This window comes from Litoreibacter sp. GN1-5, assembly GCF_055693805.1.
The window spans coordinates 3,697,417-3,716,371 of the sequence record NZ_JBVFUP010000001.1; the positions used below are offsets into that span (position 1 = coordinate 3,697,417).

19 protein-coding genes, 1 tRNA gene and 3 pseudogenes are annotated in these 18,955 nt (G+C 53.8%); 7 read left to right on the top strand and 16 right to left on the bottom strand.

Going from position 1 to position 18,955, the window contains the following annotated elements; all coding sequences use genetic code 11:
* Position 1 precedes the first annotated feature (1 nt).
* The 8 genes from ACZ1HF_RS18675 to sucC all read right to left on the bottom strand — a co-directional run bounded on the left by ACZ1HF_RS18675 (position 2) and on the right by sucC (position 9,254).
* Positions 2-2,953, bottom strand: a complete 2,952-nt coding sequence (locus tag ACZ1HF_RS18675; RefSeq protein ID WP_472658920.1) for a 2-oxoglutarate dehydrogenase E1 component — start codon at positions 2,951-2,953, stop codon at positions 2-4.
* Positions 2,950-3,414, bottom strand: a complete 465-nt coding sequence (locus tag ACZ1HF_RS18680; protein WP_472658921.1) for a DUF805 domain-containing protein — start codon at positions 3,412-3,414, stop codon at positions 2,950-2,952. The genes ACZ1HF_RS18675 and ACZ1HF_RS18680 overlap by 4 nt, the downstream gene beginning before the upstream one ends.
* A gap of 50 nt (positions 3,415-3,464) precedes the next feature.
* On the bottom strand, positions 3,465-4,157 hold the full coding sequence (locus tag ACZ1HF_RS18685; RefSeq protein WP_472658922.1) for a hypothetical protein: 693 nt from the start codon (positions 4,155-4,157) through the stop codon (positions 3,465-3,467).
* Between the two features lie 35 nt (positions 4,158-4,192).
* A complete protein-coding gene (sucD, locus tag ACZ1HF_RS18690; protein ID WP_472658923.1) occupies positions 4,193-5,074 on the bottom strand; it encodes a succinate--CoA ligase subunit alpha in 882 nt (293 codons plus the stop codon).
* Between the two features lie 136 nt (positions 5,075-5,210).
* A complete protein-coding gene (locus ACZ1HF_RS18695; protein WP_472658924.1) occupies positions 5,211-6,056 on the bottom strand; it encodes a glycosyltransferase family 25 protein in 846 nt (281 codons plus the stop codon).
* Positions 6,053-7,333, bottom strand: a complete 1,281-nt coding sequence (locus ACZ1HF_RS18700; RefSeq protein WP_472658925.1) for a glycosyltransferase family 87 protein — start codon at positions 7,331-7,333, stop codon at positions 6,053-6,055. Before ACZ1HF_RS18700 ends, ACZ1HF_RS18695 begins: the two co-directional genes overlap by 4 nt.
* A 200-nt stretch (positions 7,334-7,533) precedes the next feature.
* Positions 7,534-8,064, bottom strand: coding sequence for a hypothetical protein (locus ACZ1HF_RS18705; protein WP_472658926.1), 531 nt, complete (start codon positions 8,062-8,064; stop codon positions 7,534-7,536).
* Positions 8,061-9,254: an ADP-forming succinate--CoA ligase subunit beta gene (sucC, locus tag ACZ1HF_RS18710; protein ID WP_472658927.1), complete on the bottom strand. Its 1,194-nt coding sequence runs from the start codon at positions 9,252-9,254 to the stop codon at positions 8,061-8,063. The genes ACZ1HF_RS18705 and sucC overlap by 4 nt, the downstream gene beginning before the upstream one ends.
* 455 nt (positions 9,255-9,709) lie before the next feature.
* On the opposite strand from sucC, the gene ACZ1HF_RS18715 reads away from it, so the two are divergent.
* From ACZ1HF_RS18715 to ACZ1HF_RS18735, 5 genes are all read left to right on the top strand, one after another.
* Positions 9,710-9,799: transfer RNA gene (locus ACZ1HF_RS18715), tRNA-Ser, on the top strand.
* A gap of 146 nt (positions 9,800-9,945) precedes the next feature.
* On the top strand, positions 9,946-11,124 hold the full coding sequence (locus tag ACZ1HF_RS18720; protein WP_472658928.1) for a tyrosine-type recombinase/integrase: 1,179 nt from the start codon (positions 9,946-9,948) through the stop codon (positions 11,122-11,124).
* Positions 11,121-11,897, top strand: a complete 777-nt coding sequence (locus tag ACZ1HF_RS18725; RefSeq protein ID WP_472658929.1) for a hypothetical protein — start codon at positions 11,121-11,123, stop codon at positions 11,895-11,897. The genes ACZ1HF_RS18720 and ACZ1HF_RS18725 overlap by 4 nt, the downstream gene beginning before the upstream one ends.
* 50 nt (positions 11,898-11,947) lie before the next feature.
* Complete coding sequence (locus ACZ1HF_RS18730) at positions 11,948-12,163, top strand: MerR family transcriptional regulator (protein WP_472658930.1); 216 nt, start codon at positions 11,948-11,950, stop codon at positions 12,161-12,163.
* Entirely contained in the window at positions 12,138-12,491 is a 354-nt protein-coding gene (locus tag ACZ1HF_RS18735) for an EexN family lipoprotein (RefSeq protein WP_472659090.1), read from the top strand. The genes ACZ1HF_RS18730 and ACZ1HF_RS18735 overlap by 26 nt, the downstream gene beginning before the upstream one ends.
* On the opposite strand, the pseudogene ACZ1HF_RS18740 reads toward ACZ1HF_RS18735, so the two are convergent.
* From ACZ1HF_RS18740 to ACZ1HF_RS18750, 3 genes and pseudogenes are all read right to left on the bottom strand, one after another.
* A pseudogene (locus ACZ1HF_RS18740) lies at positions 12,488-13,455 on the bottom strand (IS481 family transposase). The gene ACZ1HF_RS18735 and the pseudogene ACZ1HF_RS18740 overlap by 4 nt on opposite strands.
* Before the next feature lie 367 nt (positions 13,456-13,822).
* The gene (locus ACZ1HF_RS18745; RefSeq protein WP_472658931.1) at positions 13,823-14,311 is read right to left on the bottom strand and encodes a RidA family protein; all 489 of its coding nucleotides are present in this window, start codon (positions 14,309-14,311) and stop codon (positions 13,823-13,825) included.
* Positions 14,312-14,337: 26 nt separating this feature from the next.
* Positions 14,338-14,472 carry a hypothetical protein gene (locus tag ACZ1HF_RS18750; protein WP_472658932.1) on the bottom strand — a complete coding sequence of 45 codons (135 nt, stop codon included), beginning with the start codon at positions 14,470-14,472 and terminating at the stop codon, positions 14,338-14,340.
* Between the two features lie 206 nt (positions 14,473-14,678).
* Between ACZ1HF_RS18750 and dctP the strand changes: the two genes are divergently transcribed.
* Positions 14,679-15,902 carry a TRAP transporter substrate-binding protein DctP gene (gene dctP / locus ACZ1HF_RS18755; protein ID WP_472658933.1) on the top strand — a complete coding sequence of 408 codons (1,224 nt, stop codon included), beginning with the start codon at positions 14,679-14,681 and terminating at the stop codon, positions 15,900-15,902.
* Positions 15,903-16,002: 100 nt separating this feature from the next.
* Here dctP and ACZ1HF_RS18760 read toward each other — a convergent pair whose 3' ends face one another.
* The 5 genes and pseudogenes from ACZ1HF_RS18760 to ACZ1HF_RS18780 all read right to left on the bottom strand — a co-directional run.
* The gene (locus tag ACZ1HF_RS18760) at positions 16,003-16,302 is read right to left on the bottom strand and encodes a recombinase family protein (protein ID WP_472658934.1); all 300 of its coding nucleotides are present in this window, start codon (positions 16,300-16,302) and stop codon (positions 16,003-16,005) included.
* 122 nt (positions 16,303-16,424) lie between these two features.
* Positions 16,425-16,769, bottom strand: a complete 345-nt coding sequence (locus ACZ1HF_RS18765; RefSeq protein ID WP_472658935.1) for an IS1096 element passenger TnpR family protein — start codon at positions 16,767-16,769, stop codon at positions 16,425-16,427.
* Positions 16,770-17,018: 249 nt separating this feature from the next.
* Positions 17,019-18,038 (bottom strand): IS110 family RNA-guided transposase, encoded by a 1,020-nt coding sequence (locus ACZ1HF_RS18770; RefSeq protein ID WP_472655593.1) that lies wholly within the window; start codon positions 18,036-18,038, stop codon positions 17,019-17,021.
* Positions 18,039-18,076: 38 nt separating this feature from the next.
* On the bottom strand, positions 18,077-18,241 hold the full coding sequence (locus ACZ1HF_RS18775) for an IS1096 element passenger TnpR family protein (RefSeq protein WP_472659091.1): 165 nt from the start codon (positions 18,239-18,241) through the stop codon (positions 18,077-18,079).
* 86 nt (positions 18,242-18,327) lie between these two features.
* Positions 18,328-18,435, bottom strand: a pseudogene (locus tag ACZ1HF_RS18780) (IS1096 element passenger TnpR family protein); the annotation flags it as partial.
* Positions 18,436-18,617: 182 nt separating this feature from the next.
* Between ACZ1HF_RS18780 and ACZ1HF_RS18785 the strand changes: the two are divergent.
* A pseudogene (locus ACZ1HF_RS18785) lies at positions 18,618-18,928 on the top strand (integrase core domain-containing protein); the annotation flags it as partial.
* Positions 18,929-18,955: the final 27 nt, after the last annotated feature.

Sequence of the window (18,955 nt, forward strand, 5' to 3'; positions counted from 1 at the left end):
GTTACTTTCCTTCGATGGTAAGCGCGTCATCAATGAGCGCGGATTGTTGGGCTTTGTGTTGGCTGGCAAGACCCGTCGCAGGCGAGGCTGCGGCGGGACGTCCGGCATAGGTGGGGCGGTGGTGTTTGGCCTTGATGCGGGTGAGAACCCATTCGATATTGGGCTCGATAAAGGTCCATGCACCCTGGTTTTTCGGCTCTTCCTGACACCAGACCATTTCGGCCTGTTTGAAACGCTCCAGTTCCTTGACGACTGATTGTGCCGGGAAGGGGTAGTATTGCTCGACGCGCATCAGGTAGATGTCATCGATGCCGCGTGCGTCGCGCTCTTCGAGCAGGTCATAGTAAACCTTGCCCGAGCACATGACGACCCGCCTGATCTTGTTGTCCTTCACCAGTTTTGTGTCGGAATTGCCTTGTTGCGCATCGTCCCAAAGGACGCGGTGGAACGAGGAGCCTTCGGTAAATTCCTCGGCCCTAGAGACCGCCATTTTGTGGCGAAGCAGTGATTTGGGCGTCATCATGATCAGCGGTTTACGAAATGACCGGTGAATCTGGCGGCGCAGGATGTGGAAGTAGTTTGCGGGGGTCGTGCAGTTGGCCACAATCCAGTTGTCGCCGCCGCACATGGTCAGGAACCGTTCAAGGCGCGCTGACGAGTGTTCGGGTCCCTGACCCTCATACCCATGGGGCAGCAGGCAGACGAGGCCGGACATCCGCAGCCATTTGCTTTCGCCAGAACTGATGAATTGGTCGAACATGATCTGCGCGCCATTGGCGAAATCGCCGAACTGGGCTTCCCACAGCACCAGCGCGTTGGGCTCGGCCAGCGAGTAGCCATATTCAAACCCAAGCACCGCATATTCCGAGAGCATCGAGTCTATGACCTCGTATTGCGACTGGCCCGCGCGGATGTTGTTCAGCGGGTAATAGCGTTCCTCGGTGTCCTGATTGATGAACGCCGAGTGGCGGTGGCTGAACGTGCCACGGGTCGAATCTTGCCCTGCAAGACGTACCGGGTAGCCTTCGGTCAACAAGGAGCCGAACGCCAGGGCTTCAGCGGTTGCCCAGTCAAAGCCTGTGCCGGTCTCAAACATCTTGGTCTTGGCGTCCAGAAGGCGGCCGACCGTCTTGTGCAGCGGAAAATCCTTTGGCGTCGTCGTGAGTGCCTTGCCAACCTCGACCAATGTGTCCGAAGAAATCGCCGTGGCACCGCGTTGATATTCCTCACCGCGTTTGTCGAGATGGGACCATTTCCCGTCCAGCCAATCGGCTTTGTTAGGCCTGTAATCCTTGCCGGCGTCGAACTCATCATTCAGATAAGCCTGAAACGCCGCTTTCATATCCTCAATCTCGCCCTCGGGGATAAGCCCATCCCTGACCAGCCGTTCGGTATAAAGGCTCAGTGTTGTCTTGTGGCCCTTGATCTTCTTGTACATCAAAGGGTTGGTGAACATAGGTTCATCACCTTCGTTATGGCCGAAACGGCGATAACAGATTATGTCGATCACCACATCCTTACGGAATTTCTGGCGGAATTCGGTGGCGACCTTGGCGGCGTGAACCACAGCCTCCGGGTCATCGCCATTAACGTGGAAGATCGGGGCCTCAACCATCAGCGCAATATCGGTGGGGTAGGGTGAAGAGCGGCTGAAATGCGGAGCCGTCGTAAAGCCGATCTGGTTATTGACGATGATATGTATCGTCCCAGCGGTGCGGTGGCCCTTGAGACCCGAAAGACCGAAGCCCTCGGCGACAACACCCTGACCGGCGAATGCCGCATCACCGTGCAGCAAGATCGGCAAAACCGACGTGCGATCCGGGTCGTTATTCTGATCCTGCTTGGCGCGGGCTTTCCCAAGAACAACCGGGTTGACCGCTTCAAGGTGGGATGGGTTGGCCGTCAGGCTGAGATGGACGGTGTTGCCGTCAAATGTCCGATCCGATGAGGCGCCGAGGTGATATTTCACATCGCCAGAGCCGTCCACATCTTCGGGCTTGAAGCTGCCGCCCTGAAATTCATTGAAAATCGCCTTGTAAGGTTTGGCCATCACATTGGCCAACACCGACAAACGGCCCCGGTGAGGCATGCCGATGACGATATCCTGCACCCCAAGACTACCGCCGCGCTTGATGATTTGCTCCATTGCCGGAACAAGGCTTTCGCCGCCATCAAGACCAAAGCGTTTTGTGCCCATGTATTTGACATGCAGGAACTTCTCGAACCCTTCCGCCTCGACCAGTTTGTTCAGGATGGCTTTGCGACCTTCGCGAGTGAACGCGATTTCCTTGCCGAACCCTTCGATACGTTCCTTCAGCCAGCCGGCCTCTTCAGGGTTAGAGATATGCATGTATTGCAGCGCGAACGTGCCACAATAAGTGCGTTTGACGATGGCGATGATTTCGCGCATCGAGGCGGTTTCCAGCCCCAACACGTTATCGATAAAGATTGGCCGATCCATATCGGCTTCGGTGAAGCCATAATTCTTGGGGTCCAGTTCAGGATGCGGCGTGTCATCGCGCATACCCAGCGGGTCCAGATCGGCTACCAGATGGCCACGGATACGATAGGCCCGGATGATCATGATGGCCCGGATGCTGTCCAGCACCGCATGGCGGATTTGATCGTCCGAGACATTTGCATCAAGCGTCTTCGCCTTGGCAGTGATTTTCTCGGCAACAGCAGATGGTTCTGCCCATTGCCCGTCCAGTGCAGAGGTCAGATCGTCATTGGGCTGCGGCGGCCAGTCGGTGCGTGCCCAGGACGGCCCGGTTGCTTCCCGTTTGACGTCCATCTCTGTGTCGCCAAGTTCTTTGAAGAAGGCGCGCCAGCCATCGTCAACTGCGTTTGGATCATTGGCGTAGCGGGCGTAGAGTTGTTCGAGATATTCCGCGTTATGCCCTTGCATAAAGCTTGAGGCATGGAATTGGTCGTTGGGGCTATGTTCGGTCATTGTGGGACCTCATTTGGGTTGGGACCGTATTCGTTGGGGCCGGGTTGGGAGGGGCGTATGCAGATGAGAGCAATCGCCAGTTGTACCGCGATTAGTCCGTAGTTGATCTGCGCAAGAGCTTGATACGGAAAGCTACCGTCATTGCCGATGATCGAAAGTGCTGCGGCAGGTATTGCGAGTATCGGATACCATTCGCCGAATGTGTCGAAATCCTGCAGGCGTCTTGATGTAACGGCCATGTCGGGCAGCAAGATGGCAAGAAAGAACGTGTCCCAGATCGGATAATACGCGACTTCCGCTTCAAGGGTTGCGGGAAACAGTAATCTATCAAGCGAAATTGCGAAAATCGAGGCAAGTATAACTGCTGCGGTCCACCACCAATACTCACTGCGCGAAGCCCTTCCGGAAAAGGTCGCGTATTTACGCAGGCAGATTTTTATGGCTTGGACCGGGGTTAGCATGGTGCCCTTGATGTTGGTTTTCGGGTTTGGTCAATCATGGCGCTGCGTGTCTATTCCAGGAAAGTTGTGAGAGTGAAGATCAGGTCAGATGTCTTGGCGGCGTCTGGCAGGGTGCCGGGCAGCGGGGTGGTGATCAGGTCCATATAGCCATAGCTGCGGGGCAGCGGAGCGTTTGGAGTAGTGTCCTCGACCACATGGCGGGTCAGCGTGGTGCCCATGATCTGGGGCGCGTCGGTTGTCAGGCTCGTGACGAGCCCTTCATTGTCCATGGTGGAGCCCACGAATTCGCAATCCAGATTACTGGGGGTTCCCGCGATGGTCAGTTCAAACAACAGGGCATGGGCGGTGTCCTTGGTCAGAATAGCCGCCCGAATACCTGTTTCGGGGTTCGTGATATGGCTGATCAGTTCGATGGTTTGGGACAAGGCCAGATCAATGCTGTCCTGAACCGGCAGGCTTGCCCCTTCGGAAATGGTGCCTAATTGGCGTGCAATACGGATCAGGGACAGATGCTTGGCTGCGGCTTTTTGATCATTTGCGCTGGTCAGCTGGGTCCAGCCAGCACCCGTCAAATACGCCACCCGCGCATCATGATCCCGGTCAAGCGCGCAGGCTTGCCGAATATCTTCGGCGGGCGACGCAGCGACGGCCAAAGATGCCACCAACGTCATGAAAACAACGCAAAGAGCCAACGCCACAGACTGGCGCAACCGGGTGCTTATGGTCTCTATGTCTCTCAGCACCTCAGCTTATCCTACCAATATGTGCACGTGCTGCATCACCCAATCGCTTCAAGCACTGCCTCGCCCAACCCAGCGGGGCTTTCGGCGACAACGATGCCTGCGGCCTTCATAGCTTCGATCTTGCTTTCCGCATCGCCCTTGCCGCCCGCAACGATGGCACCGGCGTGGCCCATGCGACGACCGGGAGGGGCCGTGCGGCCTGCGATGAACCCGGCGGTCGGCTTCCAGCGGCCTTTCTTTTTCTCATCGGCCAGGAATTGCGCTGCTTCTTCTTCGGCAGAGCCGCCGATCTCGCCAATCATGATGATGCTTTGCGTTTCGTCATCGGCCAGGAACATTTCCAAGACGTCAATATGCTCGGTTCCCTTGATGGGGTCGCCGCCGATCCCTACAGCGGTCGATTGGCCAAGACCGCTATCTGTGGTCTGCTTCACAGCCTCATAAGTTAAGGTGCCGGAGCGCGACACGACACCCACGCTGCCGCGTTTGTGAATATGGCCGGGCATGATGCCGATTTTGCAGGCATCCGGCGTGATGACTCCGGGGCAGTTGGGGCCAATGAGGCGGCTGGATGACCCTTCCAAAGCGCGCTTGACTTTCATCATGTCGAGCACGGGGATACCTTCGGTGATGCAGCAGATGAAGGGGATTTCGGCGTCGATTGCCTCAAGGATAGAATCCGCTGCGAAGGGCGGCGGGACGTAGATGACGGTGGCATTGGCGCCGGTCTTCTCAACGGCTTCATGGCAGCTGTCAAACACCGGCAGTTCCAGATGCGTCTGCCCGCCTTTGCCGGGTGTCACGCCGCCCACCATTTGCGTGCCGTAGGCAATGGCCTGTTCCGAGTGGAACGTCCCTTGCGAGCCGGTGAAGCCCTGACAGATGACTTTTGTGGTTTCGTCGATGAGAATGGCCATAATGCTTCCTTTGACTTATTTCTTGATGATGATGGCAACGATGCCATCTCTGAGACAGTTGCCGCTGCTTTCGGTAGCGGAATGAGTGATGTTGAAACGCTGCTGAGAGGCGAGAGTCGGGTGAAAGCGCATCATATCAGGCGCTCCTTCTGGCGATTTGCTCTGGACAGATATGGGTGCTCTGTTCATCCGTGACCTCGGCGAGATAGGCTACCTGCTGCAGACGGGCGCGACCGGTGGCAGCCTTGATCAGAGTGGAGGGCGGATAGGCGATTTCATAGTAACCGCGTTTGAGTTTCTGGCGTAGCAGTGCCATGCCGGTGGGTCGCGGGCGATGCGCAGTGTTGGGTTGTCGCTGCGCAGGCTCATTGCCTTGCACAACCAAAGCCGGATCAATCTGGTAAACCGTCATCCGTCGGGCTGCGGGCGAAGCGTTGAAGTTGAACAGCAAGTTGTCGATGGTCAGCGCGAAGGGACGTTGCGCGAGAAGCACCGTTGCTGCCTGCCGCGTAAGTATATAGCCAGCAGCCCCTACATGGCGCGACAAAAGGCGCTTTATGTGACGTCTGCGATGCATGATGCCTTTGTCTTGTAGCAGAATGCGCAGTTGCTGCGCCCGCCAGCGTTCCAGCTTGACGATGTCGGCGTCCTGCGGCCACCAGCTGAGGTCATCAAGCCAGGCTCCGAGATCAGGCGAAAGAAAGACGTCATCTTCCATCACGAGGCAGAAGTCCGCGTCAGTAGACAGAAAACGCTCCCATACCTGCGCGTGACTAATGGTAATGGCCATGTTGCTGTCGTGAAAAATCCCCCACGGGCCGTCCGGCTGACAGTGGTGCAGCATGTCCTCGTGATTATGCTCGTCAAGATCGAAGGCAGGGTGAAAGGCTGCGTCAACGCCAGCCTCGGCAAGCGTTTCACGCATCCGTGCGCGGCGCTCATCCGCGCGGGCTAGGTTGATCATTTCGGCGTGCAGCATCATAACACCCCCGCCGCCGTCCGGTTCGTCATAACGGAGTTGTTGTCCTCAAAGGGCGTTTTAACGGCATGGGGTTCGGTTCTGCCAGAGTTCAATGTTGCTGTTACTGCTATCAGCCAAGCTGCGAATATAATCCAAAGGTTGCTGAAGTAGAAAACAACATCGAAAAGTGTTGTTGCAGGTGCCTCTAGTGAATGGTCCAGCGCATAGCGCCCGATATAGAGGGTCGGCACCAGTGCGCAGCCAAGTAATGCGAGGCGTGCTTTCAGACCAAGTCTGGCCACACAGAAGGCAAGGCCGGGCAGCGCAACGACCCATTGATAGACAATCAGGCGTGGTGCCACCAGACAGGTGCTCAGGGTAATCAGCGCAAAAATTTCACCGGATATAGGCGCGTTTGCGCGCAATACACGCAGCCAGACCGTTAGGCTTATCACGATGACGACAGCAACAAAGCCATACCAGATGGCGCGGGATACTGCAGGGGAGAGCCCCAGAACTGCACCAAGGCTGTGCAGCGCATTAAGCGCCGAGCCGTGTTGCATCATATCCGGCCCTTCAGTGGACATGATTTGGCGCGCTGCGTTGGTGGCTGTGGCAAATTGTGCGGGCGAAAGCATGTATGACAGGGCCATAAGGGCCGAAACAAGGGCAATAGCAAAGATCAAGACGGTCACGGCACGGCCCGACAGGCGGTTTACAAGCAGACCAAGCATTGGTGCAATCCAGAATTTTGGTACCGTTGCTATAGCAACAAGCGATGCAGCGCGCCATGGACGTCCAGCCTGCATTGCGCAAAAGGCAAGGCAGATCAATGCGGTCAGGATCAAGGATAACTGCCCAGCCCGCAGGTCGGCTGCGACCGTTCCGTTAAGTCCCACAGCAAGCAGCGGGAAAAGGATCGCGGCAGGTATCGCGAGATACCGCAGGCAAGCCCAGATGATCACCCCAAGTGACAACACTTGCAGACCAAGCCAAAGACCAAAGGCGACAGGATACGGCAGCAATGCAAAGGGGGCAAAAACACGCAACATGAGAGGGTGGTAGAGGTACGGATGATTGTTATCTGCCAGACCAAGTTGCGTCGACTTGGCTACCAGTGCAGCAAAATCGTAGGGATCACGCCCTTCAAGGAACAATAAGCCACCCAGATAGAAAGCACGGAAGTCATATTGGTAAAACTGCCATCCGCGCGCGACCGCAAAAAGCTGAAGTGAGATCAGCACAACAGAGCCAGCGATAACCAGCTGCCCAAATCGTTTTTGTAAGATATCACTCACTTGGTATTTGACCTGTCTTGCGGTTGTTTGGGGAAAAGTAGCTCTGGTCAGTTGCGCTTTGCGATAATCCTTATTGTGGTTCTCTAGGTAGTTCGAGGCAGGCGGAGGCCTGACAGATGGCTTTGCGGTTTTCGTTTATGAGAATGGGCATGTTGTTGGTTCCTTTTTTGCGTCCTGTAGACTTTTGAAAAGTCGAAAGACTACAATTCTTGCCACAGTAGGAATTGCGGTTCTCTGTCTTTGTTGCGGCCTCCACCGCTAATTCTTAAATACTGGTTGCCGCGTTTGAGCGTCGGGCCATCCTCAGATGTCTGAGATTCAAACCCAAGTTTTTTGATCTCAGAAATGAATTGCTTGTAGAGGATGTAACCGGCCCTGCCTGAAAAGGTGATCGTACATTGGGATCGGGAGGTCGTTTTCCTGTGTCCGACAGCGATCTTTTGGCCTTGTGAAAAAGGTCCGGTAGCTTGCGAAACCAAAGCGTAGGTTATGTCATTATCTGCGCTGGATATTTTCGAGTAGCCATGGCTGCTTAGTTTGGCAATTGAGCGAGGGCCATTGCTGATTGCATCAACACAAGTACGTGCAACTCTCGGCAGCTCACTTTCGTAAGTAAATGCTCTGAGCACTTCATTGCTATCAACTACTTGAGAAGTCTCAGTCGTTGTATTGCAGCCCGAGATGCTTAGCGCGACCAACAAAGTGACGGCTGAGTGTTTTATGGCAATCACCCTTTAACCGCCTTCACAATCTTTTGTGCTCCATCCTTCAGGTCATCCGCCGCGATTACATCCACGTCAGAGTTGTTGATGATCGCTTTACCCTCTTCGACATTCGTGCCCTCCAGACGGACCACCAGCGGCACTTTCAGGCCGACCTCTTTCACCGCTGACACCACGCCTTCGGCAATGACATCGCAGCGCATGATGCCGCCGAAGATGTTCACCAAAATGCCTTTGACGTTCGGGTCCGACGTGATGATCTTGAAAGCCTCGGTCACTTTCTCTTTTGTGGCACCGCCACCGACATCAAGGAAGTTGGCAGGCTCCGCGCCATAAAGCTTGATTATGTCCATCGTCGCCATCGCAAGACCCGCGCCGTTGACCATGCAGCCGATCTCGCCATCCAGCGCGATGTAGTTCAGGTCGAATTTGGAGGCGGCAAGCTCTTTGGGGTCTTCCTCGGTCTCGTCGCGCAGGGCTGCGATGTCCGCATGGCGGTAGATGGCGTTGCCATCAAAACCCATTTTGGCATCAAGGCATTTCAGATCACCCGCATCGGTTACGATCAGCGGGTTGATCTCCAGCATTTCCATATCTTTTTCGGTAAAGAGCTTATAAAGCGTGCCCATCAGCGCGACGCATTGCTTGATCTGCGCGCTCTTAAGGCCAAGCGAAAAGGCGATACGACGACCGTGGAAAGGCTGGTATCCTGTGGCCGGGTCAACAGAGAAGCTCAGGATTTTCTCAGGCGTGCTGGCCGCGACTTCTTCAATATCCATGCCACCTTCGGTGGAGCAGACAAAGCTGATGCGCGAGGTTTGGCGGTCAACCAGAAGGGCAAGGTAAAGCTCGGTCTCGATCCCTGATCCATCTTCAATATAGATGCGGTTGACCTGCTTGCCTGCAGGGCCGGTTTGATGCGTGACCAGCGTGCGCCCCAGCATTTTCTTGGCTTCATCAGCGGCTTCCTCGACGGATTTGGTCAAGCGCACACCGCCTTTTTCACCTGCATCGGCCTCTTTGAACGTACCTTTGCCGCGCCCGCCTGCATGAATTTGTGCTTTGACGACCCATAAAGGTCCGTCAAGTTCACCAGCGGCAGTTTTGGCATCCTCTGCTTTAAGAACGGCGCGGCCATCGGATATAGGGGCGCCATAGCTGCGAAGAAGAGCCTTCGCCTGATATTCATGTATGTTCAAGGGAGGTCTCCTGTTTGAGGCAGTTAACACTTCGTGCCATGTTACAGACTTGAGACAAAGGGGTTTTTCACAAGGTATGCAAGAAATCCAACATTTGTGATCACAGTAAAATTTTGTGTGATCACAAAATAAAGGTATTCACTGTGATTTGCGTTTTATTTAAAGTTGAAACTAACCTGCTCGGTAAATTTAGATAGCCAGACAAGTCATTCGCTGACCTGCTGCTTGCTTAGTAGTTTGCCGACCTGCCAGGGAGCATCTGGCCAGTTTGTGTTCGAGACTTTTAGGCGATGCTTTTTGCCAGAATTGACCATGGTTCAGATCAGTATGCATTGCAGTACACAGATGATGCCCTCTTCCTGTACTGTTCGCATCATAGAGACCCGATTGCTTAACGTCGTAAGCTACAGATTTTTGCTTGTTCTTACATTCTTTTTACTGATAGACCCGCCCGTGGAGACGTGGCCGAGTGGTCGAAGGCGCTCCCCTGCTAAGGGAGTAGGCCCGGAAGGGTCTCGAGGGTTCGAATCCCTTCGTCTCCGCCACCCACCATTTTCATTCAGTTCTGTTGGTAGTCACTCAACCCCTTATGGGGCTGTTGTTGTTGATATATTCGCATTCATTTTGCTTTTCATTTCTCTTCGATTAGACTCGTTTCTATTCATTGCGTGGTAGAAATCGTGGTATTTTCATGGCTGCACTTAGCGGAAAGCTGACGAAAAATTTGGTCCGGACCCTCGGCCCCGGTCGCCACGGCGACGGAAGCGGCTTGTACCTTGTGGTCGATCCATCTGGCGCGCGGCGCTGGATTGTCCGTGTCACTGTGAAGGGCCAACGCAATCGTGAAGGCAAGCCCCTGCGTACCGACTTTGGCCTTGGTGGTGCTGATGTCGTTACGTTGAATGAGGCGCGTGACCGGGCGTTGGAATATCGGCGGTTGGCGAAGCGGGGAATCAATCCGCGTTACAACGGGCGGCAGGAGATACCTTGCTTTGAGGAGATCGCACGTCAGGTCCATATCGAACGCTTGCCGACGTGGAAGAACCCAAAGCACGGCCAGCAGTGGATCAATACTTTGGCGGAATACGCCTTCCCCAAGATTGGGCGGTTGCCGGTGTCGGAAATTGGCCAGCCCGAAGTGTTACAAGTGTTGCTGCCAGTATGGACTGGAAAGCATGAGACGGCCAAGCGTCTCGCACAGCGGATGAAGGCAGTGCTTGATGTCGCCAAGTCAAAGGGCTTCAGGGATGGCGAGAACCCCGTCACGACGATCCGTGACGCCCGCGTACTGCCGCAAGTCAAGCAGAAGGTGCAGCATCACAAAGCCATGCATTGGAAAGACGTGCCTGCCTTTTATGCCGAGCTGTCCACCAAGGACGCGATGGCAGCGAAAGCGCTCATGTTCACCTGCTTGACTGCAAGTCGTACAAGTGAAGCATTGAACGCCACTTGGGATGAGTTCGACTTTGAGCAACAGCTATGGACTGTTCCCGCGTCACGGATGAAGGCAGACCAAGAACATCGTGTACCCCTAACCCCGCAAATGTTGGCGGTAGTGGAACCATTAAAAGCCTTGCGTTCCAAGGTCGTCTTCGAGGGCCAAAAGCGCCATAGACCAATGAGTAATATGGCAATGCTGATGCTGCTACGTCGGATGGACGTCGAAGGTATCACCGTTCATGGCTTTCGCTCGACATTCAGGGATTGGGCCTCAGAGCAACCTAATGTAGCAAGAGAAGTCGCAGAGCTATGTTTAGCACACAAAATAGGCTCTGATGTCGAGAGAGCATATGCGCGGTCAGACCTATTGGCAAAGCGTAGAACTCTAATGGTTGAATGGTCGCAATTTGTGGCCAGAAGTCAAAGATGACCGATAGAAAGTTTCCCATACCAATTGGTTTTGAAGAGCCTACAAGTTGGATTGAAGACGGCCTCATCACGTGTAGGACGTTGCACGCAGACAATGAATATGACCATCGAAATATTCAAATAATAAATCGTTTGAATAACTTACTTGAAAAAATTCTAGGCATCGAACTGTTGTTTGATGAGCGCCACAAGGCCGCGAGTCTGATTTACGATACCAATCTTCCTCTTTTTCAACTTGAACCACGCGAGGTTGACAGCTCTAAATTACGACAGACAATCAAGGGTCTAGGCGCAGCAGAAATGGCTATTCTCAAAGCGCAAAATACGCTTTCAAATCTACCGCCACCCGTTGATAAAAGAATGTTATCAACCAAGCAGCGCCTCGAACTGGAACTGGCTGATGTCAAGCATATAGCAAAACACTACCGCTCATTGCTAGACTTGCAATCCGATCGGCAAAATACGAGGGCGATTTATGTCGCAAAAGCATTAAGAGCAACGTTTGAACACTACACTGACATAACGGTAACCGCTTCGAAAGACTGTGAGGGACCAACATCTCACTATTGCGATGCTTTAATGCAAATTTTTGAATCTATCGGCCTAAAAACCGACTATTTTGAGCCTGCACGCGCAGCTGTGAGCTGCAATTTGAGGGATCCTGATTATTCGGGTGCTGTGACGAAACTCAAGCAGAAATTCACTGATGAAACTGAGCACATGATGAAATTCTGCGAGCTCAGTTTAACCTACGTAAGGACAGACGAAACCTAGCGTGCAATAGTCAAACAAAGCGAACATCATCAGGAGTTGGATATTGCACAATGAGAATCTTTGACAATGAACGACTTTATGATGACAGCGATTGTGAACTGGATGTTATTGCCACCCGTGCCAAGCGTGCGCAGTGGCGACACAAACGCGTTGGCCCTCCGTTCGTAAAATTTGGCCGTCGCGTAAAATATCATGGTGCTGATCTAAACACTTGGATTGATGCCAATCGTGTTCAGACCAATGAACCGTTGCAGGGCTTCGGTTAAGCCGTGCGGTCGGTCACAAATCAACGCAGTTGCTAACGCACCAAATAACAAAACATTTTGCAAGAGAACCCGGCGTGTTTCGCACTGGGCGGAGGATACATGCGTGCATATCGCTACCGCTTTGATTCTTACCGGCTGCAAGGACGAAGAGAACAAATCAGTGCAATACTACGTCGATAACCCCGAAGAACGGGCGATAATGTTGAAAGAATGCGAAGTGCGAGACGCCTCGGAGGATGAGGCAAATTGCGTGAACGCTCGCCTAGCAATTAACCAAGCGACACGAGATCAAAATCTTGATGCCGCCGACCGATTATTCGGAGACTAGTTGTTTAGTCCCGGCATGTGGTGGGTCGGATCGACATTGAAGCGTTCCGGTTCGGTTGTCCAGATTTTGCAGATGTATTCGAATGGTGTGAGGCCTTGCAGCGTCTTCAATCGGCGTGCGTAATTGTAGGCTGCAATGAAGTCGGTGACGTGCGTTTCAAGCTGTGAATGTGTGTCATAGTGATATCGCTTGACCGTCGCCTCTTTGATTGTCCGGTTCATGCGTTCAACCTGGCCGTTCGTCCACGGATGGTTCACCTTTGTCAGGCGGTGGTCGATCTCGTGCTCGCGACAAACGCGATCAAAGATGTGCTCGAATGCGGATGTGTCCTGTTTGCGATTGGTGAACTGGATGCCGTTATCCGTCAGGATCGTGTGGATCCTGTATGGCACGGCGGCAATTAGATTGCGCAGGAATTGGGCGGCAATCATCTTGCCCGCCTTCTCATGCAGCTCGACATAGGCAAACTTGGAGGTTCGGTCGATGGCCACGAACAAACGGATCTTCCCCTCTCCAGTGCGTACTTCTGCGATGTCAATGTGGAAATAGCCAATCGGGTAACGTTTGAACTTCTTCTTCGGCTTGTCGCCCTCTTCTTCGGCTTGTCGCCCTCGACATCTGGAAGACGGCTGATCCCATGCCGCTGCAAGCACCGATGCAATGATGATCGGGTGAGATGCGGAATGCTGGGCTGCAGCGCATAGAGACAATCATCCAGAGGCAGCAGCGTGTGCCGCCGGAACGCGACGATGACGGCTTCCTCTTCGATGCTGAGAACCGTGGAATGGGCTTCCTTCGGCCCCATAGCAGCGTCTTGAACGCTGTCACGCTTGCGCCACTTTGCGACGGTCTTGACGTTGATGCCCAGTTCCCGACTCAGCGCCGCGTTCGAAGCTTGCGATCGCTGTATGAGAGCTCGGACGGCGTGCGTGGTCTTGGCGCTCCCGTGAAGAATTTGTCCCATAGTTCACCCTTCTGATGGTCACAAATCAGTAGACCACCACATGCCGGGACTAAACACCTAGCAAACAGTGAGTTGGGACAACCTAGTTAGGGCCATCAAACGTTCGTTTTTCGGACAAAATATAGGTTATCAGCAGTGTGGCCACTTTTGCAGCTTCGGGCCTGCTGGGCCTTAATGCAATAGTCCCGATCGGGATATTGTTGATGTCGTAAATGAGATCGAGGCTCTGGCACAATCGATAGACGGTGCAAAGGCTCAGCTTATGAGTAGCTAGTGACTTGCAGCTCTGATCAAATTGCCAATGTGGCCGTTGCATATCGAGGCAATTTGTGGCGCCGCCCGGGATCGGCAGCGCCACTGGCCCGGTTTAGTCTGCCTTATAGGCAACCATGGACACCTCGACGAGAATAGGTGCACCGGGTTTGCCGCCCGGAAGCTCCTTTACAGCCATGGCGGCGCGGGAAGGCGGCATATCACCTTCGCCCCAATAGGTGCCGTAAACTTCGTTAAACGCCCCATAGAGGGAGATATCGGAGAGATAGACCGTCGCCCGCACCGTATCGTTAAAATCATATCCCGCCTCATCCAGTACGGCCTTGATGTTTTCCATCACGATCTTGGCCTGATCCTGCATGTCGTTTTCGCCATCAGCCGCATGGGCTGGCACGGCACCGTTCACATAGGGGATTTGCCCGGCGACGTATAGAAAGCCATTGGCTGTCTTGATGCCTGGCGTGTATGGGGCGATTGGAACGTTGCCTTGCGGATAAATACCGGTACGCGCCTCATCGGCCAGTGCCATGCCGCCGGTCAGAGTTACGAACGCGGCGGTTGCTGCAATCAGATGCTTTTTCATTGTCAGTCCTCTCTGTTGAATGTGTTCTATTTCGCGGCTTCGATGATCATGTCGGCGACGAATTTGGGTTGGGAGACGGCGACCGCGTGGCTGGCATCAACTTCGCGGGCTGTCGCGCCGATCTTTTCGGCGAACTGGCGCTGCAGCTCAGTGGGCGTCATGTAGTCTTCGCCCGCAATCACGTAGAAGCTGGGCTTAGCCGATATGTAAGTTCTGCATACCTGATATGCAGAATTATCGGTTATGCGCACCGGGAATTCACTTAGAAAGCTTAGTGACTTGAAATTCAATTATTGAGCCAAAAAGTCTCATTAATTATTAATTGTGCTGCTTGTAATAGACTTGCGACCGAATTGGAGAAAATCATATGCCCATAAACTCAAACCAGATATCTCGCCGCGATTTTATGAGGTTGGCCAAGCAGTATGGGCTTTCCTCTACCATGATGGCAGCGACGACATTGGGTGGCACTGTCAGCCTTGTCTCTCTGGCAAAAGCGACTGAGACGACTTACGAGAAACGATATGCAAAACCGGCCAAACATACATTGCGATTTGGTGCCGCGGAGTTCAACGCTGACACTCTTCTCATTGAACGCGCCGGAAGTCTTGAATTTGCACGCGATCTTGAAGAGCGCACAGAGGGCGAGATCCGCATTGAATTTATTGGAAATAACCAGGCGTGCGATCAATTGTCTTGTGTAGATACAACGCAGCTTGGGATTACTGATATTTACACAGCCTCCACGCAGAACTCTGCTGGCGGTGCGCCCTATCTGAATGTGCTTGATTATGCCTACATGTTTCCAAGTCGGGCTGCGCAGTATCATTTCCTATATAGCCCGGAATCGAACCGATTGCTGCGTGACCCCTTAGAAGAACGCCACGGTCTTAAATTTTTGTTTTCCCATTGCGAACTGCGCGGTATTCAGCTGGGTTTAAAATATAAAGATGCACCAACCGTTACCAAGATTGAAGAATTGTTCGGCACCAAAAATCGTGTCACAGGTACACAGCTGGGCCGGATTGCCATGCGGCTTTTGAACCTCAACCCGGTGCCTGTTTCTTGGGGTGAAACGCTGGATGGTCTCAAATTGGGTCTGATCGACGGTGCTGAAACATGGGCGTCTGCTGTGGCCTCTGCGGGTATGGCACCTGTGGTCTCTCAATCTGTTGATCTGAAGTTTTTCTGCGGGACCGAGCACACGTCGATGTCTGCACCCATCTATAATAGTCTTGGCGCCGATCTTCAGAATGCTGTCATGGAGTCCGCCTATATCGCCCAAATGCACGTTCAATCCGCCAACGAGGCGGCTTTGGTTAACACCGTTGGCTTTTCTGATCCGCAAATGCCCGACACCTTGTTTGCCAAACATAATGTCCGACCTGCCTTTCTTGGGAATGATCAAATCAAGATCGCCGAAGAAATGTGCGCGCCTGAGTTTAACCCTAATCCCTGGACAGAATGGCGTGAGCGCCTGAATAAATGGGCAGGCGGGATAGACACCTATGGGGAAATCTATCGTATCGCCCGTGAAATCCCGCAAGATACGCTTGCTGAAAACGTGGAACCGCGCAGGTGGTGGAAGTAACGCCCGGTTCGCCTGGATCGTCTTGGAAGGTTTAGCATCTGAAATCTATGACGTCTGCATCGTTCCGGTAGTAGGAGAGTACCGCAAAGCGTGGGGCAATTTACGCAGCTATTATTTCAGGGATACCCATATCCTCAAGCCTGGCCACTGTCGTGCTGACATCGATGGCATCGCGGCCCAACCGGTCCAGCTTGGTGACCACCAGCACATCGCCCTGTTCCATTTTGTCGAGGAGTCGCGCAAAGCCTTTGCGCTGCTCAATCGATATGGAGCCCGAGACTGTTTCCGTGATCACCCGGTGCGGTTCGACCTGAAACCCCGCAGCCGCGATCTCGCCCAGCTGATTCTGCGAGTCCTGATCGAGTGTCGATACTCTGGCATAAGCAAAGGTGCGGGGCATATGTGATGGATGCTCGTTCAAAAACCGATGTCCGAAACATCGAACCCGACCAATACGCTGTCAAGCTATGTTTTGGACAGGGCAGCTGATACTGCCCAAAACCGTTCCTTTCTGAACACCCCTCACCACATCTGTTGGCGCATCAGGTCGCGATGATCGCCTGCCCGAAACCGCTTGTTCACATCGCCCCGTGAAAACTTGCCCTCCATGAACGGCTTGCGCGCAGCAATCCGTTCCATCGCTGCTTCCACGTCGTCGGACAGGAAATCCGAAACTTGCCGATCAGGAGCATCTGCAGCAACAACGTCTTCGAGAAAGCCAGTCATGATGCCCATGTCTCGCCATGCATCATAGCCATCAGCTTCATCCCGACGTTCAAGGTATCCATGTGGTCCGCCGCAATCTTCCGGCGGGCAAGCCCCGGAACCGCCAATGCAGATCGGATAAGATTTCTTTGGCGAACGCACGGCCCTCTGTGGATGGCTCCTGCATTGCAAGACATTTTTGACGTTTATTGCGGCGTTTAATCAGTACAGTCGTCTGTCCGGCCTGTTCATGTGGTGATCTGCCACTGGCCTTGATGATTTCCGCAAGCGAGGTTCCAATCGGCTTCACGGCCTTCGAGGGCCAACGTCATTCCCGGAGTGTCCTCGCTCTTGGTTGACTTAGTCCGCATCATCACGTCATGCGCCTTGCATCTCTGGCAGGTGTCCCGATCAGGTGACCGGCTGCCGGTAATTCTCCTGTCTCGTCAACATTGCCCAGATCACGCGCGCGGTTTTGTTTGCCATGGCAACTGTTGCAAGTCGAACCGGCTTTCCAGCGAGCATCCTCGCTGTCCAGATATCGACTTTCTCGGGATGGAGTTTTGCCATCAATGCGCGCGATGTCATGCCAACGATAAGAAGTTTCCTGAGGTAATGATCACCTTTCTTGGTAATCCGCCCAAGCCTCTCTTTGCCGCCACTGGACTTGTTGAGCGGGGTTAAGCCCAGCCAAGCGGCCAGATCTCGTCCGGTTTTGAACTGTTTGGCGTCGCCGACGGTCGCCACGATGGCCGACGCCGTAATTGGACCAATCCCAGGCACCTGCATCAGTCGGCGTGCGTTGGCATCTCGCCGAGCATGGCTCTCGATCAACTTGGAAAAGCCTTCAATTCGGGCGCTGAGCCCAAGGAGTTGATAACACAAGGTGCCGAGAACCCCGTTCGCCAGTTCGGGAATTTTAGGTTGATCACCGTCCAGGTGGCTTTTGGAAAAGCGGGCCACAGCCTCAACCCCGGTTGGGAGAACATAGCCAAACTCACGCAGCATCCCCCGTATCATGTTTGAGACCTGGGTTCTCTGGCGGACGATGAGTTCGCGCGTGCGGTGGGCGGTCAAAAGAGCTGGCTGGTCTTCGGTCTTGATCTCAACAAATCTCATCGTCGGGCGGCCAACCGCTTCGCAGATTGCCTCTGCATCCACTGCGTCGGTCTTTCCGCGTTTGACATATGGCTTGACGTAAGTTGCTGGCATCAAACGGACATCGTGCCCTAACTTGCGAAGTTCACGGCCCCAATGATGGGCCGAACCGCAGGCTTCCATACCGACCACACAAGGCGGTAGGCCCTCAAAGAACTCTAACAGTTTTGCGCGTTTGATCTTCTTGTTGAAGACCTTGTCGCCAGTCACAGAAACTCCGTGAACCTGAAAAACATTCTTGGCCAGATCCAGTCCTATGGTTTTTACTTGCATTGGGTGGCTCCTCTCAAAAGCAGATTTCGACACCTGCATTATGGCGCATTGCGACGCCGGGTGGAGCAGGAGCCATCCACTTCATCCGCTTCAATACGGATCTCATGTTCCCAATGATCTCCCATGTCATAAATGTACGAAAACCGATCATTCTCGCGGAGCCCAAATTCCTGCAGCGCAACGTCCGGGGTCGCGGCATGCAATTCAAACGAGCCATACTGAACCGCGTGGATGTTAAAGAGAAAAGATGGATGCCTTCCCAGCCCATCGCCACCTGCAGAATGCCGTGCAGCTCGCGCAGGGTTACCGAAGAAGACACCAACACGCGCCGCCAGATCATTGGGTTGATGCCGAGTAGGCGAACCTTCAGTTGATAGATTTCCAGCCCAGATGACATCAATAACCCCTGCCACCGTCAAACCCAAAACTCAACTGCCCCACACTTTGCGGTACTCTCCTGGTCCATTGCTTCGAGCCGTGCCTTGATAGTGCGTCGGGTTGGGGGCCGAAAACCCTTGGTAGCGCATTCCGCTCGGATCTCGCCGACAATCCTCAAAAAGCTTGGAGGCTCGCGAACCAGATAATAGGACCGAACTGACGTCGAATGCGATCCTGAAATAGCAGGAAAACCGCAAGGTGGACTAGTGTTACATCGCGCCGGGGAAACCAATGCAGAACGGCTTCGTAGAGAGCTTTAATGGCCGGATGCGCGACGAACGCTTGAACGAGCGTCTCTTCGACAGCCCGCGCCATGCCTGCCGATGATTGCGGCATGGCGCGCCGACTACAACCACCAACGCCCCCATTCCAGCCTCGCTGGAATGACACCAGCAGAATATGCTAACCGGTCAAAGGAAGACCAAAACATGAACAGAGCTAACCTAAATTAGCGGTCTCTAAGGCGAGCAGGTCAGTAC